Source organism: Cryobacterium adonitolivorans (assembly GCF_004402695.1).
GTDB classification, from domain to species: Bacteria; Actinomycetota; Actinomycetes; order Actinomycetales; family Microbacteriaceae; genus Cryobacterium; species Cryobacterium adonitolivorans.
Genome location: NZ_SOFL01000045.1, coordinates 104,956 through 119,739 on the forward strand (window position 1 = coordinate 104,956; position 14,784 = coordinate 119,739).

Annotated in this window: 14 protein-coding genes; 5 read left to right on the forward strand and 9 right to left on the reverse strand. The window is 66.4% G+C overall.

The features are described 5' to 3' along the window. Positions 1-7 precede the first annotated feature (7 nt). The 5 genes from tal to pgl are packed head-to-tail and all read left to right on the forward strand — an operon-like array spanning position 8 to position 6,036. Complete coding sequence (tal, locus tag E3O42_RS14240; RefSeq protein WP_134454560.1) at positions 8-1,123, forward strand: transaldolase; 1,116 nt, start codon at positions 8-10, stop codon at positions 1,121-1,123. Then, on the forward strand, positions 1,120-2,727 hold the full coding sequence (locus tag E3O42_RS14245; protein WP_134454561.1) for a glucose-6-phosphate isomerase: 1,608 nt from the start codon (positions 1,120-1,122) through the stop codon (positions 2,725-2,727). Before tal ends, E3O42_RS14245 begins: the two co-directional genes overlap by 4 nt. A 44-nt stretch (positions 2,728-2,771) precedes the next feature. Next, positions 2,772-4,313, forward strand: a complete 1,542-nt coding sequence (zwf, locus tag E3O42_RS14250) for a glucose-6-phosphate dehydrogenase (protein WP_134454562.1) — start codon at positions 2,772-2,774, stop codon at positions 4,311-4,313. Next, positions 4,310-5,269, forward strand: coding sequence for a glucose-6-phosphate dehydrogenase assembly protein OpcA (locus E3O42_RS14255; protein WP_134454563.1), 960 nt, complete (start codon positions 4,310-4,312; stop codon positions 5,267-5,269). Before zwf ends, E3O42_RS14255 begins: the two co-directional genes overlap by 4 nt. Next, entirely contained in the window at positions 5,266-6,036 is a 771-nt protein-coding gene (gene pgl / locus E3O42_RS14260; protein ID WP_134454564.1) for a 6-phosphogluconolactonase, read from the forward strand. Before E3O42_RS14255 ends, pgl begins: the two co-directional genes overlap by 4 nt. A gap of 75 nt (positions 6,037-6,111) precedes the next feature. Here pgl and E3O42_RS14265 read toward each other — a convergent pair whose 3' ends face one another. From E3O42_RS14265 to uvrC, 9 genes are all read right to left on the reverse strand, one after another. After that, positions 6,112-6,480, reverse strand: a complete 369-nt coding sequence (locus tag E3O42_RS14265; protein ID WP_066595496.1) for an RNA polymerase-binding protein RbpA — start codon at positions 6,478-6,480, stop codon at positions 6,112-6,114. A 118-nt stretch (positions 6,481-6,598) separates the two neighbouring features. Then, entirely contained in the window at positions 6,599-6,850 is a 252-nt protein-coding gene (gene secG / locus E3O42_RS14270; protein ID WP_066595498.1) for a preprotein translocase subunit SecG, read from the reverse strand. A 115-nt stretch (positions 6,851-6,965) separates the two neighbouring features. Then, entirely contained in the window at positions 6,966-7,757 is a 792-nt protein-coding gene (gene tpiA, locus E3O42_RS14275) for a triose-phosphate isomerase (RefSeq protein ID WP_134454565.1), read from the reverse strand. Beyond that, positions 7,748-8,962, reverse strand: coding sequence for a phosphoglycerate kinase (locus E3O42_RS14280; protein WP_104166278.1), 1,215 nt, complete (start codon positions 8,960-8,962; stop codon positions 7,748-7,750). The genes tpiA and E3O42_RS14280 overlap by 10 nt, the downstream gene beginning before the upstream one ends. A gap of 14 nt (positions 8,963-8,976) precedes the next feature. Further along, positions 8,977-9,981 carry a type I glyceraldehyde-3-phosphate dehydrogenase gene (gap, locus tag E3O42_RS14285; RefSeq protein WP_104166280.1) on the reverse strand — a complete coding sequence of 335 codons (1,005 nt, stop codon included), beginning with the start codon at positions 9,979-9,981 and terminating at the stop codon, positions 8,977-8,979. An 81-nt stretch (positions 9,982-10,062) separates the two neighbouring features. Further along, on the reverse strand, positions 10,063-10,689 hold the full coding sequence (locus E3O42_RS14290) for a superoxide dismutase (RefSeq protein WP_134454566.1): 627 nt from the start codon (positions 10,687-10,689) through the stop codon (positions 10,063-10,065). Positions 10,690-10,847: 158 nt separating this feature from the next. Then, complete coding sequence (gene whiA / locus E3O42_RS14295) at positions 10,848-11,828, reverse strand: DNA-binding protein WhiA (RefSeq protein WP_134454567.1); 981 nt, start codon at positions 11,826-11,828, stop codon at positions 10,848-10,850. 57 nt (positions 11,829-11,885) lie between these two features. Then, entirely contained in the window at positions 11,886-12,761 is an 876-nt protein-coding gene (gene rapZ / locus E3O42_RS14300; RefSeq protein ID WP_134454568.1) for an RNase adapter RapZ, read from the reverse strand. Positions 12,762-12,820: 59 nt separating this feature from the next. Next, positions 12,821-14,779: an excinuclease ABC subunit UvrC gene (gene uvrC / locus E3O42_RS14305; RefSeq protein WP_134454569.1), complete on the reverse strand. Its 1,959-nt coding sequence runs from the start codon at positions 14,777-14,779 to the stop codon at positions 12,821-12,823. Positions 14,780-14,784 lie beyond the last annotated feature (5 nt).

Here is a 14,784-nt window from a genome sequence, read left to right on the forward strand (position 1 = left end):
GATTTTCATGACTGAAACAACAACCCCCACCATTGCCCTCTCTGCCGCCGGCGTCAGCATCTGGCTCGACGACCTGTCGCGCCAGCGCATCCAGTCCGGTGGACTGAAGACACTCATCGCCGAGAGGAACGTCGTCGGCGTCACCACCAACCCGACGATCTTCGCCGGCGCGCTGAGCAAGGGCGAGGCATACGCCTCCCAGGTGGCCACCCTGGCCGCCGCCGGAACCAGCGTCACCGACGCCGTGTTCGAGATCACCACCGACGACGTCGCCGCGGCCTGCGACATCTTCCGCCCCGTCTACGACGCCACCAACGGTTTCGACGGTCGCGTGTCGATCGAGGTCGAGCCCGGTTTCGCCCACGACGCCGAGAAGACCCTCGCCCAGGCGCAGCAGCTCTGGAACAAGGTCAACCGTCCCAACGCGATGATCAAGATCCCCGCGACCATCGAAGGCCTCGAGGCGATCACCGAGACCATCGCCCTGGGCATCAGCGTCAACGTCACCCTGATCTTCAGCCTCGAGCGGTACCGCGCTGTCATCAACGCCTACCTCAGCGGCCTTGAGAAGGCCAAGGCGGCCGGCATCGACCTGTCGACGATCCACTCCGTGGCGTCCTTCTTCGTGTCGCGGGTCGACACCGAGATCGACAAGCGCCTCGCGGCCGTCGGCACCACTGAAGCCCTTGCCCTGCAGAGCAAGGCCGGCGTCGCCAACGCCCAGCTGGCCTACCAGGTCTTCGAGCAGTCCTTCACGACCGAGCGGGCCTCCGGGCTCCTCGCGGCCGGCGCCAACAAGCAGCGTCCGCTCTGGGCATCCACCGGTGTCAAGTCGGCCGACCTGCCCGACACCCTCTACGTGACCGAACTGGTCGCCCCCGAGGTCGTCAACACCATGCCGGAGAAGACCCTCGAGGCCACCTTCGACCACGGCGTCATCGTCGAAGGCGCCGTCACCGGCGCGTACGACGCGGCCAACGCCGTGCTCGACGCGATTGCCGCCCAGGGCGTCTCCTACGACGACGTCACCCGCGTGCTCGAGGAGGAGGGCGTTTCGAAGTTCATCATCTCCTGGAACGAACTCCTGGACACCGTGACGGCTGCGCTCGAGTCCGCCAAGTGAGTTTCCAGATCTCGGTGAGCGGTGCGGCGGCTGACGCCGTCCGCACCGTGGTCCCCACATTGGTCGCCGACCTCGTTGCCTCCGGCATCACGTCGCTTGACCCCGCTTTGTGGGGACCCGAGGCGGAGGTGGAGGCCGGCCAGCGTCTCGGCTGGACCGAGTCCGTGGCCGCCTCCCGTCTCCTCGTCGCCGAGATCGTCGCCCTGCGTGAGGAACTGCACGCACAGGGCGTCACACGCATCATCCTGGCCGGCATGGGCGGTTCGTCGCTCGCGCCGGAGGTCATCACGCTCACCAGCGGTGTTGACCTGACGGTGCTCGACGCGACAGACCCCGGCCAGGTGCTGGCGGCGCTGGCCGACCGCCTCGAGTCGACCGCCCTGGTGGTGTCGTCGAAGTCGGGCGGCACCGTGGAGACCGACAGCCAGCGCCGCGCGTTCGAACGCGCCTTCCGAGAAATCGGAATCGACCCCGTCGAGCGCATCATCGTCGTCACCGACCCCGGCTCGCCGCTCGAGGCCTCGGCCAGGGAGGCCGGATACCGCGTTTTCAACGCGGACCCGACCGTCGGCGGCCGGTTCTCGGCGCTGACCGCGTTCGGCCTGGTGCCGTCCGGTCTGGCCGGGGTCGACATCGAACAGCTTCTGGATGAGGCCGAGGCCGTGTCTTTGGCCCTGGCCGTCGACTCCGAGGACAACCCCGGTCTGATCCTCGGCGCCGCCATGGCATCGACCACGCCCCTGCGTGACAAGCTGGCCATCGTCTCCGACGGCACCCACATCGTGGGTTTCGCCGACTGGGCCGAACAGCTCATCGCGGAGTCCACCGGCAAGATCGGCACCGGCATCCTGCCCATCGTGCTCGACCGTGACGCCCCTGAGCTCACCGCGGCGCTGCCCGATGTGCAAATTGTGCGGGTTGTGGCGGATGCCGGCGGCAAGCTCTTCGCCGACCATGGCGGTGCCGACGAGATCCGGGTCAGCGGAACCCTGGGCGCTCAGTTCCTGGTCTGGGAGTATGCCACTGTCATCGCGGGCCGGCTGCTCGGGATCAACCCGTTCGACCAGCCCGACGTCGAGTCAGCCAAGATCGCGACCCGGGGCCTCCTTGACTCCCGCCCGGAACCCGAACCCGCTGCCTTCATCTCCGACGGCATCGAGGTTCGTGGCACGCCGCACGTGATCGGTGCCGCCAGCGACCTGGGCAGCGCCATCGACGCGTTGCTCGAAGAGCTCGGTCCCGACGGGTACGTTGCCGTTCAGGCGTACGTGGACCGTGTGGCGCTCCCCCAGCTCGCCGAGCTGCGTGGGCTGCTCGCCACGCTGTCCAGGCGTCCGGTCACGTTCGGTTGGGGACCCCGGTTCCTGCACTCGACCGGTCAGTTCCACAAGGGCGGCACTCCAACCGGCGTGTTCCTGCAGATCCTCAGCACCCCCGCTGAGGACCTTGACATCCCGGGCCGCCCGTTCACTTTCGGCGAGCTCATCCAGGCTCAGGCCGGCGGTGACGCCAGCGTCCTCGCAGACAAGGGCCGCCCCGTGCTCACCCTCACGTTGACCGACCCGGCTGCGAACATCACCACTCTGTTCAACGCGGTCCGCTAAGTCACATCCTCGCGTCGTACCGCGTCAATCCTCGAAGGAGCTGCATGTCCCCGGTGGAAATCACCCCGGAGTTCAATCCGTTGCGTTCACCCTCCGACTATCGCCTGAACCGGATCGCGGGGCCCTCCAGCCTCGTCATCTTCGGCGTAACCGGAGACCTCTCGCGGAAGAAACTCATGCCCGCCGTCTATGACCTGGCCAACCGTGGGCTCCTGCCACCCGGGTTCGCTCTCGTCGGGTTCGCCCGCCGGGACTGGGACAACCAAGACTTCATGCAGGTGGTGCACGACTCCGTCAAGGAGTACGCGCGCACCGAATTCCACGAGGATGTCTGGGCCCAGCTGGCCGAGGGCATCCGCTTCGTGCCGGGCACCTTCGACGACGATGCCGCGTTCGAGCTCCTCAAGGAGACCATCGAGGAGCTCGACCGTGAGCGGGGAACCATGGGCAACCATGCGTTCTACCTGTCGATCCCGCCGAAGGCCTTCCCGCAGGTGACCGAGCAGCTGCGGCGGTCGGGTCTGGCGGAGCAGAAGAACGGCCAGTGGCGACGTGTCGTCATCGAGAAGCCGTTCGGCAGCGACCTCAAGACGGCTCGTGAGCTCAACGATGTCGTCGAGTCGGTCTTCCCGGCCGATTCGGTGTTCCGCATCGACCACTACCTGGGCAAGGAGACGGTGCAGAACATTCTGGCGCTGCGCTTCGCGAACCAGTTGTACGAACCGATCTGGAACGCGAACTACGTCGATCACGTGCAGATCACCATGGCCGAGGACATCGGCGTCGGCGGACGAGCCGGCTACTACGACGGTATCGGCGCCGCCCGCGACGTCATCCAGAACCACCTGCTGCAGCTCCTGGCGCTCACGGCGATGGAGGAGCCCATCTCCTTCGACGCGGCAGACCTGCGCACCGAGAAAGAGAAGGTCCTCGCCTCCGTGCGACTGCCGGAAGACCTGGCACAGGGCACCGCCCGTGGCCAGTACGCCGGCGGTTGGCAGGGCGGCGAGAAGATCCTCGGCTTCCTCGAGGAAGAGGGCATGAACCCGGAGTCGCTGACGGAAACCTACGCCGCGCTTCGCCTCGAGATCGACACGCGTCGCTGGTCAGGGGTGCCGTTCTATCTCCGCGCCGGCAAGCGCCTGGGTCGCCGGGTCACCGAGATCGCGGTGGTCTTCAAGCGGGCGCCGCAGTACCTCTTCGAGAAGAGCCAGACGGCCGCACTGGGTGAAAACGCCCTGGTCATCAGGGTCCAGCCCGACGAGGGTGTAACCATCCGGTTTGGTTCCAAGGTTCCGGGTGTCGGCATGCAGGTGCGCGACGTGACCATGGACTTCGGCTACGGGCACGCGTTCACCGAAGCCAGCCCCGAGGCCTACGAGCGTCTGATCCTGGACGTGCTGCTGGGCGACCCGCCGCTCTTCCCCCGCCACGAGGAAGTCGAGTTATCGTGGAAGATCCTCGACCCGATCGAGGAATTCTGGACCACCCAGGGCCAACCGGAACAATACCGACCCGGAACCTGGGGGCCCGCATCAGCCGACGAACTGCTGTCACGCGACGGCCGGAACTGGAGACGCCCATGATCGTCGATCTGCCGGATACCACCACGGCCAAGATCTCCAAGGCACTCGTGCGCATCCGTGAGGAAGGCGGCGCTGTCGCCCTCGGCCGGGTGCTCACCCTCGTCATCGCGGCCGAGCTCGGCCACGAGGAAGACGCCATCGAGGCAGCGAACGACGCGTCACGGGAGCACCCGATGCGTGTCATCGTGCTCTCCACCCAGGCGGAGGGCACCCCGGCGCACGAGCCCCGCGTGGATGCCGAGATTCGTGTCGGCGGAGACGCCGGCGCCAGTGAGGTCATCGTGCTACGCGCCTACGGAGACGCCGCCAGTGACCCGGAGAGCCTCGTGACCGGGCTGCTCCTGCCCGACGCCCCTGTCGTGGCCTGGTGGCCCGGTGAGGCCCCTGCCGTGCCTGCCGAGTCTCCGTTGGGGCGCATCGCCTACCGGCGGATCACCGACGCATCGGCCCAGCCGGACCCGCAGGCGGCTCTCACGCGCATCTGTTCCACTTACCGGCCCGGCGACACCGACTTCGCCTGGACGCGTCTGACGCTCTGGCGCGCTCAGCTCGCCGCGGTGCTGGACCAGCCGCCCTACGAGCCCATCACCGCCGTGTCCGTCAGTGGCGCGCTGGACTCCCCCTCCACCACGCTCCTCGCGGCCTGGCTCCAGCTTCAGCTGCAGGTGCCGGTGGACTACGAGCTGACCTCTGGTCAGAACTCGAACGGGATCCGCGGCGTACATCTCACCCGGGCATCCGGGGTGATCTCGCTCGAACGCGAGGTTCCCGGCATCGCAACGCTCACCCAGTCGGGCCAGCCCGTGCAGGACCTGACCCTCAAGCGTCGCAGCCTGCGCGACTGCCTGAGCGACGAACTGCGCCGCCTCGACCCCGACGAGCTGTACGGCGAGGTCATCACCCGCGGTCTGCCCCAACTGTCGGGTCCCACCACAACAACCGAAGGTCACTCATGACGCACGACAGGCGTGTTCTCGTACACGACGACAAGGCGGCCCTGATTGCCTCGGTCGCCAGCCGGTTCATCACCAAGATGGCCGACATCCTGCACGAACAGGGGCACGCCCACGTGATCCTGACCGGCGGAAGCGTCGGGACCGGTGTGCTGGAAGCGATCAATGCCTCCCCCGACCGTGACGGCGTCGACTGGGCCAAGATCGACTTCTGGTGGGGCGATGAGCGCTGGGTTCCCCGCGCGCACGCCGACCGCAACGAGGGGCAGGCCCGCGCGGCGTTGTTGGACCACATCGACATCCCCGCGGCGAACGTGCACTCGTTCCCGGCGTCGGATGATGGCCTGGACCTGGACGCCGCCGCCGATCGCTACGCGGCCGAACTCAAGAGCAAGGCCGCGCCGGATTCCCTGGTACCGCAATTCGACGTCACGTTCCTCGGTGTCGGTCCTGACGGCCACATCGCGTCGCTCTTTCCGCACCTGCAGGGTATCCGGGAGAACGACCTCACCGTCATCGCGGTGCTGAACTCGCCCAAGCCCCCGGCGGAGCGCCTCAGCCTCACCAGATGGGTGCTCAACTCCTCCGAGCGCATCTGGCTCGTCGTCTCCGGCACGGACAAGGCGTCCGCGCTCGGCCTGGCCCTGGCCGGCGCGAGTCGTGACGAGGTGCCCGTCGCGGGCATCCGCGGTCGCCACTACACCGACTTCTTTGTCGACGGCGAGGCCGCCGCGGAGGTTCCGGAGAACCTGATCGCCCAGCCGCAGTAATCTAGCGCCGACAGGCACGAAAAAGCGCATCGGTTCCTCGGAACCGATGCGCTTCTCTTGTTGGTGCGATGTGCCCTAGTTGGTGGCGCTGAGCTTGCCGCGACGCACCCGGAGCTGCTGGAGCGCCTCCTCCAGGAGGGACTCCGCTTCCTCTTCGGTGCGGCGTTCCTTCACGTAGGCAAGGTGCGTCTTGTATGGTTCAAGCTTGACCACCGACGGCGGGTTCTCCTTGTCGCGACCCGCGGGGAGACCCGACGACGGGCAGTCGATGGTGTCGGGGATCTCCTCGTCCGGCAGGTTCGCGGCAAAGTACCGAACGGTCTCGTTGCCGAGAGCGTCCCAGTAGGACACGCGAATGCGATCAGCGTGAAAACCACGGTCCTGCTCGCCCATGGGGCCGGCTCCGACTCGCGAGCCGCGAATTGCGCTTCCACCAGATGCCATTGTCTTCCTCCGCTATCAAAACTGTTCGGCGTGTTCGGGTTGTACTGCTGCGTGCGGTCGCGCCGTGGGTGACCGGATGCGGTGCGTCGCGGGTGGGGTGCCGCGACTTACGACGTCGCTAGGCGCCGGTATCGAATTTGGTGATGAGGCCCAGCACGACGATGCAGGAAATCCACAGCACGGCCAGGATGATCGTGATGCGGTTGAGGTTACGTTCGGCGACACCGGAGGCACCGAGGTTCGAGGTGACACCACCGCCGAACATGTCGGATAGACCCCCACCGCGCCCCTTGTGGAGCAAAATGAGCATGGTGAGCAGGAGGCTCGTGATGCCGAGCAAAACCTGCAATACAACCTGGAGAATCTCCACGCGAAACCTTTCACAAAACGATGGGCGCTAGAGCTCCACCAAGACCACTGGCAATTATAGCCTGACGGCAAACGAAACCCGCCGCACCCCCCGGAGGGGGTGCGACGGGCACTCGTTACAGTCCGACGTGCTTCTGGAAGCGAACGATGCTGGAGAACTCGGTGATGTCCAGGCTCGCGCCTCCCACCAGTGCTCCGTCAACGTTCGGCTCCTTCATGAAACCGGCGATGTTGACGCCCTTGACCGAACCTCCGTAGAGGATCCGGGTCTTGTCGGCGACATCCTGCCCGAGAACCTCGGCCAGGGTCACCCGCAGCTGAGCAGCGACCTGCTCTGCCTGGTCTGGCGTCGCCGCCTGGCCGGAGCCGATGGCCCAGACCGGTTCGTACGCCACGACGATGTCCGCGGCGTTGTCGACTCCCGCGAGGGCAGCCTTGAGCTGAGCGACCGGAACGGCGCTGGGACCATGCAGTTCCAGGTCTGCGGCGGTTTCGCCGACGCAGATGATCGGGACCAGGTTGTGCTTCAACGCGGCGGTCACCTTGGCGGCGACGACCTCATCGGTCTCGTTGTGCAGGGTGCGCCGCTCAGAGTGACCGATCAGCACGTACTGGCATTCGAGCGCGGCCAGGAAGGCGGCCGAGATCTCGCCGGTATACGCGCCGGACTCCTGCGTGGAGACGTCCTGGCCACCGTACGCCAGGGGCAGCTTGTCCGCTGCCACCAGAGTCTGCACACTGCGCAGGTCGGTGAACGGCGGGAACACGGCAACCTCGGTGGAGGTGAAGTCGTGTCCGGCGTCCTTGAGGCTCCACGCCAGCTTCTGCACGAAGGCGATGGCCTGGAGGTGATCCAGGTTCATCTTCCAGTTTCCTGCAATCAGGGGAACACGCGCGTTTACTGCCATCCGAGGACCTCCAGTCCAGGCAGTCGCTTGCCCTCGAGGAACTCGAGGCTGGCGCCACCGCCGGTAGAAATATGACCGAACTGGTCATCATTGAAACCGAGGATGCGCACGGCAGCGGCGGAGTCTCCTCCGCCGACGACGCTGAGCCCATTGACCTCGGTGAGTGCGGCGGCAACCGTGCGGGTGCCGTCGGCGAATGGTGCCAGTTCGAAAACGCCCATCGGGCCGTTCCAGAACACAGTCTTGGACACCCGGATGATCGCGGCGAATGCCGCTGCGGTGTCGGGCCCGATGTCCAGGCCCAGTCCGGCAGCGCCGAACGGGGTGTCCTCGATCTGGTCGGCCGGCGTCGTGACGTACTCGGCGTCGGCTCCGAATTTGGAGGCGACGACGACATCGGTCGGCAGGACGATCTTCACGCCGAGACGGTCGGCCTCGGCGAGGTAACCGCGGACGGTCTCGATCTGGTCGACCTCGAGCAGGCTGGCGCCGACCTTGTGGCCCTGGGCCGCGAGGAAGGTGAACAGCATGCCGCCGCCGATCAGGAGCGAGTTCACCCGCGGCAGCAGGTGGCCGATGACCCCGAGCTTGTCCGAAACCTTCGAGCCGCCGAGAATCACCGTGTACGGCGCCTCGGGCTTCTCGGTGAGGCGGTCGAGCACGTCAAGCTCTGCTGCGATGAGCAGGCCGGCCGCGCTCGGCAGGATCTGGGCCAGGTCGAAGACGCTGGCCTGCTTGCGGTGTACGACGCCGAATCCGTCGGACACCAGGGCATCGCCGAGGGCCGAGAGCTCGGTGGCGAATGCCACCCGCTCGGCTTCGACCTTGCTGGTCTCCCCCGCGTTGAAGCGGAGGTTCTCCAGCACGACGATGTCGCCGTCGGCGAGGGCCGCGACTGCGGCCTGGGCAGATTCGCCGACGGTGTCGGTGGCGAAGGCCACCGGGGAACCGATCAGTTCGGCCAGGCGCGCCGCAACGGGCGCCAGGCTGTACTTGGGGTTGACCTGGCCGTCAGGGCGCCCGAGGTGAGAAACGATCACCAGGCGGGCACCCTGTTCGACCAGAGCCTTGAGGGTGGGCAGGGACGCCCGCACGCGGCCATCGTCGGTGATCTGACCGTCCTTCAACGGAACGTTCAGATCACACCGAACGATGACGCGCTTGCCGTGGAGCGATCCCAGCGATTCGATAGTGCGAAGCGTCACTGCGTATCCCCTAGTTAGAGACGCTCGGCGACGAACTCGGTGAGGTCAACCATGCGGTTGGAGTAGCCCCACTCGTTGTCGTACCAGGAGGACAGCTTGACCTGGTCGCCCAGGACGCGCAGCAGGCCGGCGTCGAAGATCGAGGAGTGCGGGTCGGTCACGATGTCGCTGGAGACGATCTCGTCCTCGGTGTACATCAGGATGCCCTTGAGGGGGCCCTCTGCTGCTGCCTTGTACGCGGCCTTGATGGCTTCGACGGTGACCGGCTTCTCGGCGATGACGGTCAGGTCGGTGATGGAACCGGTGGGCACGGGTACGCGCAGTGCGAAGCCGTCAAGCTTGCCGGCGAGCTCCGGGAGGACGATGCCCAGGGCCTTGGCGGCACCGGTCGAGGTCGGGATGATGTTGACGGCGGCGGCGCGGGCGCGACGCAGGTCGCTGTGCGGGCCATCCTGCAGGTTCTGGTCTGCGGTGTACGCGTGGATGGTGGTCATCAGGCCACTCTTGATGCCAAAGTTGTCGTTGAAGACCTTGGCCAGCGGGGCGAGGCAGTTCGTGGTGCACGAGGCGTTCGAGATGATGTCGAACTTCGCGGAGTCGTACGTCTCCTCGTTGACGCCCATGACGATGGTCGCAACGTCGCCGGTGGCGGGTGCGGAGACGATGACCTTCTTGGCACCGGCGGTGATGTGCTTGCGCGCATCGTCAGCCTTGGTGAAGCGGCCGGTCGACTCGATCACGATGTCAACGCCCAGGGCGCCCCAGGGGAGGTTGGCCGGGTCGCGCTCGGCGAGAACCTTGATCGGCTTGCCGTTGACGAGGATGGAATCGCCCTCGACGGAGACGGTGGCGTCCAGACGGCCCGTGATGGAGTCGTATTTGAGGAGGTGGGCCAGCGTCTTGGTGTCGGTGAGGTCGTTGACGGCGACAATTTCGATGTCGCTGCCCTGGGCCAGCGCGGCGCGCAGGTAGTTGCGGCCGATGCGGCCAAATCCGTTGATACCAATCTTTACAGACACAAATGACTCCTGTTATTGATGGCGCTTGACAGCGCCGGTGGTGGGAATGAAAAAAGCTAGGGGGTAAGAGTGAGGGCGAATCTAGGAGAGCAGGAGAAGGCCGTTGGTCTTCTCCCTGGCGGCGACGAAGCGCGCCTGGACGTTCTCCCAGTCGACGATGTTCCAGAATGCCTTGACATAGTCGGCGCGCACGTTCTGGTAGTCGAGGTAGTACGCGTGCTCCCAGACGTCGAGCATGAGGATCGGGACCGTGCCGGCCGCGAAGTTGGCCTGCTGGTCGAAGAACTGCTGGATGATCAGTCGCTGCCCGATGGAATCCCAGGCGAGCACGGACCAGCCGGAACCCTGCACGCCCAGCGCGGTCGCCGCGAAGTGGGCCTGGAACTTGTCGAAGGAACCGAAGTAGTCGTCGATCGCGCTGGCCAGTTCACCGACCGGCTTGTCGCCGCCGTTCGGCGACATGTTGGTCCAGAAGATCGAGTGGTTGACGTGGCCGCCGAGGTTGAACGCGAGGTCCTTCTCGAGCTTGTTGACATACACGAGACTGCCCGAGTCGCGAGCCTCCGCCAGCTGGGCGAGGGCGGTGTTGGCGCCCGTCACATACGCCTGGTGGTGCTTGCTGTGGTGGAGCTCCATGATGGTGCCGCTGATACTCGGCGCGAGCGCAGAGTAGTCGTAAGCCAGTTCAGGCAGGGTGTAATCGGCCATAGCTCGTATCTCCTCATTTTGTGGCAGCGACAAGATTTCTCTGGTCTTCTGCACTGTAAGTGACCTTTTTAGTCTACTCAGGTGAATAGGGGACGTTAGTCCCCTCTTGCCGGTGTGGAGGGCGCCGACTGAGGGCTGGGCGGGCCACCGGCGGCCGGTCAGACGTCGTCGAGATCGGCCGGCAGGTTCGCGTCGGTGCCGGGGATGCCGAGGTCGACGGCCTTCTTGTCGGCCATCGCCAGGAGGCGGCGGATGCGGCCGGCCACCGCGTCCTTGGTCATGGGCGGGTCGGCGTGGTGGCCGAGCTCGTCGAGGCTGGAGTCCCGGAACGACAGGCGCAGTTCCCCCGCGTAGCGCAGGTGTTCGGGAATGTCGTCGCCGAGGATCTCCATGGCCCTGTCGACGCGTGCACACGCCGCGACGGCCGCCTGGGCGGAGCGGCGCAGGTTGGCGTCGTCGAAGTTGACCAGGCGGTTGGCCGTGGCCCGTACCTCGCGACGCTGGCGCAGCGCTTCCCAGTTGAGAACGGTCTCCGCGGCGCCCATCTGCACGAGCATCGCGCCGATGGCGTCGCCGTCCCGGATGACGACACGGTGTACGCCGCGCACCTCTCGGGCCTTCGCGACGATGCCGAGGCGCCCGGCGGCTCCCACGATTGCCATGGCGGCCTCGTTGCCCGGGCAGACGACCTCGAGGGCCGCGGAGCGGCCGGGGTCGGTCAGCGACCCTGCCGCGAGGAAGGCGCCCCGCCAGACCGCGGCGATCTCCTCCTTGGAACCCGTCGTCAGGCGGTTGGGCAGGCCCCGGATGGGACGGCGGCGGGCGTCGAGCAGGCCCGTCTGCCTGGCGAGGGTTTCCCCGCCGTCGAGCACCCGCACGAGGTAGTGGTTGGTGCGGCGGAGCCCGGACGCCGTGATCACGGACACGTCACTGCGCACCCCGTACAGTTCGGCGAGGTCCTTGCGCACACGGCGGGCCAGCAGCGGGGTATCGAGTTCCGACTCGATGGCGATGCGACCGGAGATCATGTGCAGGCCGCCGGAGAAACGCAGGATCGTCGCCAGTTCGGCCGCGCGAACCGTGGTCTTCGAAACCTCGACGCGGGCTAGTTCATCTTTGACGTCGATGGTGAGTGCCAATCGTCATTCCATTCTGTTGTTCGGGCAGGCCGTCACGCTGGACGGCAGGCCGTGTCGTTATTCTCGTCCGAGGTCGCGGTGCTTGAGGCTCACCGCGACGCCGGGAAATTCTTGAAGCAGACCGGCGAGTTCCCTCGCCATGGCCACCGAGCGGTGCTTGCCGCCGGTGCATCCGATGGCGATGGTGGCATGACGCTTGTTCTCGCGCTGGTAACCGGCGAGAACCGGTTTGACGGCGGCCGCGTAGCTGGTGATGAACTCCCGCGCGCCGTCCTGGCCGAGCACGTACTCGCTGACCTCGGGGTCGAGGCCGGTGTGCGGGCGAAGTTCGGGGATCCAGAACGGGTTGGGCAGAAACCTGGCGTCGGCGACCATGTCGACGTCGGTGGGCAGCCCGTACTTGAAGCCGAAGCTCATCACGGTCAGGTGCAGCCCGGCGGCGTTCTCCGCGGCGAAACGCTCGGTGATCGTGGTGGCGAGCTGGTGGATGTTGAGATCTGAAGTGTCGATGACGATGTCGCAGGATTCCCGCACGACGGCCAGCCGGGTGCGCTCGGCGGAGATGCCGTCCAGGATCGTTCCCTCACCCTGCAGCGGGTGCGGTCGCCTGACCGCTTCGAAACGGCGAACGAGAACATCGTCGCGGGCTTCGAGGAAGATGACCCGGACCTGGGTGCCGCTGCGGAGCGCCTGGACGAGCTCCTGGAAATCGCCGAAGAAGTCCCGGCCACGGATGTCGACGACGGCCGCGATCTTGGGCAGGCTGGTGCCGGCCCGTCCGACGAGTTCCACCAGGGGGCGAAGCATCTGCGGCGGCAGGTTGTCGACCACGTACCAACCGAGATCCTCCAGCGCGTTCGCGACGGTCGATCGTCCGGCGCCGGACATGCCGGTAACGATCAGCATTTCCTGCTTTTCGGTCTCCGTGCTCATGCTGGATTACGCCTTCGGTCGAAGTTGGTGAGTGTCCAGCCTACCGACCGGGGGCAGGTTCAGGCGCGCAGGTGCCGGTGGATGCCCTCGGCGAGGGCCGGTCCGATGCCCCGGATCTCGGCGATCGAGTCCACCGACGCGTCCCTGAGGCGCGTGACAGACCCGAAGTGCACCAGCAGCACCTTGATGCGGGCAGGGCCCAGCCCGGGAATTTCTCCGAGGATGGTGTTGATGTCACGTTTACGGCGGGCGCGCTGGTGCGTGATGGCGAAGCGGTGCGCTTCATCGCGGATGCGTTGAATGAGGAACAGGGCGTCGCTGTTGCGCGGGAGGATCACCGGGTACTCGGAATCCGGCAGCCAGATTTCCTCCAGCCGTTTCGCGATGCCGCACAGGGTGATGCCCTGAACTCCGGACTCGCGCAGGGCACGTGCCGCCGCCGCAACCTGCGGTTGGCCGCCGTCCACAATGAGCAGGTTCGGTTGGTAGCGGAATTTCGCGCGTTTCGCTGCGCGGTCCGCTTCGTCGGCGGCGGGCGGGTCCCCACCGGAGGCCTCCGCGACGGTCAGGCCGTCGAGCGGGTTGGCCGGCACCGCGATGACGCCCCCCTTCGGCAGCGCATCCGGTGTTGCGTCGTCGGGAACCAGGTAGGCCAGCCGCCGGGTGAGGACCCGATAGAGCGAATCGGTGTCGTCGGTGGACTCCGGGACGCCGAACCGGCGGTACTCGTCCTTGCGCGGCAGCCCGTCCTCGAAGACCACCATCGACGCCACGATGTTGGTGCCGCCGAGGTGGGAGACGTCGTAACACTCCATGCGGAGCGGGGCGGATTCCATACCCAAGGCCTCCTGGAGGTCTTCCAGGGCCTTCGATCTGGCGACGAAGTCGGAGCTGCGCCGGGTCTTGTACAGCATGAGCGCCTGCTTGGCGTTCTGGGTGGCCGTGACCAGCAGGGCGGCTTTCTCGCCGCGCTGGGCCGCGACGAGCCGCACCTTGCGGTGGGCGATCTCGCCCAGCCAGCCCTCGAGGGCTTCGGCGTCGTCCGGCAGCTCCGGCAGCACGATTTCCCGGGGTGGCACGGCGTCCCCGGTGTAGGCGGTCTGCATGATCGAGTCGATCAGTTCGCTGATGCTCAGGTCAAGCTCCTTGTCGACGACCCAGCCACGCACACCGCGGATGCGCCCGCCGCGAACGATGAACAGCTGGACGGCCGCGGCGAGCTCGTCCTGTTCGATCGCGAACAGATCGATGTCGACGTTGTCGCGCAGAACAACGGCGCTCTTTTCCAGTACGGCGTTGAGCGCCTTCACCTGGTCGCGACGCCTGGCGGCGGTTTCGTAGTCCTGCGCCAGCGCGGCATCCTTCATCTGGGCCGTGAGGCTGTTGATGAGTTTGCGATCCTGGCTGCCCATGAAGCTCACGAATTCGTTGACGATTTTGCGGTGATCCTCGATGCCGACCTTGCCGGAGCACGGACCGAAGCACCGGCCGATCTGTCCGGCGAAGCAGGGCTTGCCGGACTGCATGGCGCGCTTGTAGTTGGCGTTGTTGCAGGTGCGGATCGGGAAGGCCTTGAGCATCAGGTCGATGGTCTCGTGCACGGCCCACACCTTGGGGTACGGCCCGAAGTAGCGGGCGCCCTTGATGCCGGAGGTGCGGGTCACGAGCGCCCGCGGTGCCTCGTCCGCCAGGGTCACCGCGAGATACGGGTACGACTTGTCGTCCTTGAACTGTACGTTGAACGGTGGGTCGAATTCGTTGATCCAGGTCCACTCGAGCTGCAGCGCCTCGATCTCGGTGCCCACGGTCGTCCATTCGACGCTCGTCGCCGTCGTCACCATCCGCCGGGTGCGTTCGTGCAGGCTGCTCAGCGGAGCGAAGTAATTGCTCAGCCGTGCGCGCAGGTTCTTGGCCTTGCCCACGTACAGCACCCGGCGGGAGGCGTCGCGAAACCTGTAGACACCGGGTCCGGTGGGGATCTCCCCGGGCTTGGGGCGATAGCTCAGAGCGTCAGACATGTTCT

Coding starts and splice junctions, on each gene's coding strand:
- tpiA (WP_134454565.1), bottom strand. CDS start 7,757: ATGGCAGTAAACGCGCGTGTTCCCCTGATTGCAGGAAACTGGAAGATG.
- E3O42_RS14265 (WP_066595496.1), bottom strand. CDS start 6,480: ATGGCATCTGGTGGAAGCGCAATTCGCGGCTCGCGAGTCGGAGCCGGC.
- rapZ (WP_134454568.1), bottom strand. CDS start 12,761: ATGAGCACGGAGACCGAAAAGCAGGAAATGCTGATCGTTACCGGCATG.
- tal (WP_134454560.1), top strand. CDS start 8: ATGACTGAAACAACAACCCCCACCATTGCCCTCTCTGCCGCCGGCGTC.
- uvrC (WP_134454569.1), bottom strand. CDS start 14,779: ATGTCTGACGCTCTGAGCTATCGCCCCAAGCCCGGGGAGATCCCCACC.
- pgl (WP_134454564.1), top strand. CDS start 5,266: ATGACGCACGACAGGCGTGTTCTCGTACACGACGACAAGGCGGCCCTG.
- zwf (WP_134454562.1), top strand. CDS start 2,772: ATGTCCCCGGTGGAAATCACCCCGGAGTTCAATCCGTTGCGTTCACCC.
- E3O42_RS14255 (WP_134454563.1), top strand. CDS start 4,310: ATGATCGTCGATCTGCCGGATACCACCACGGCCAAGATCTCCAAGGCA.
- E3O42_RS14290 (WP_134454566.1), bottom strand. CDS start 10,689: ATGGCCGATTACACCCTGCCTGAACTGGCTTACGACTACTCTGCGCTC.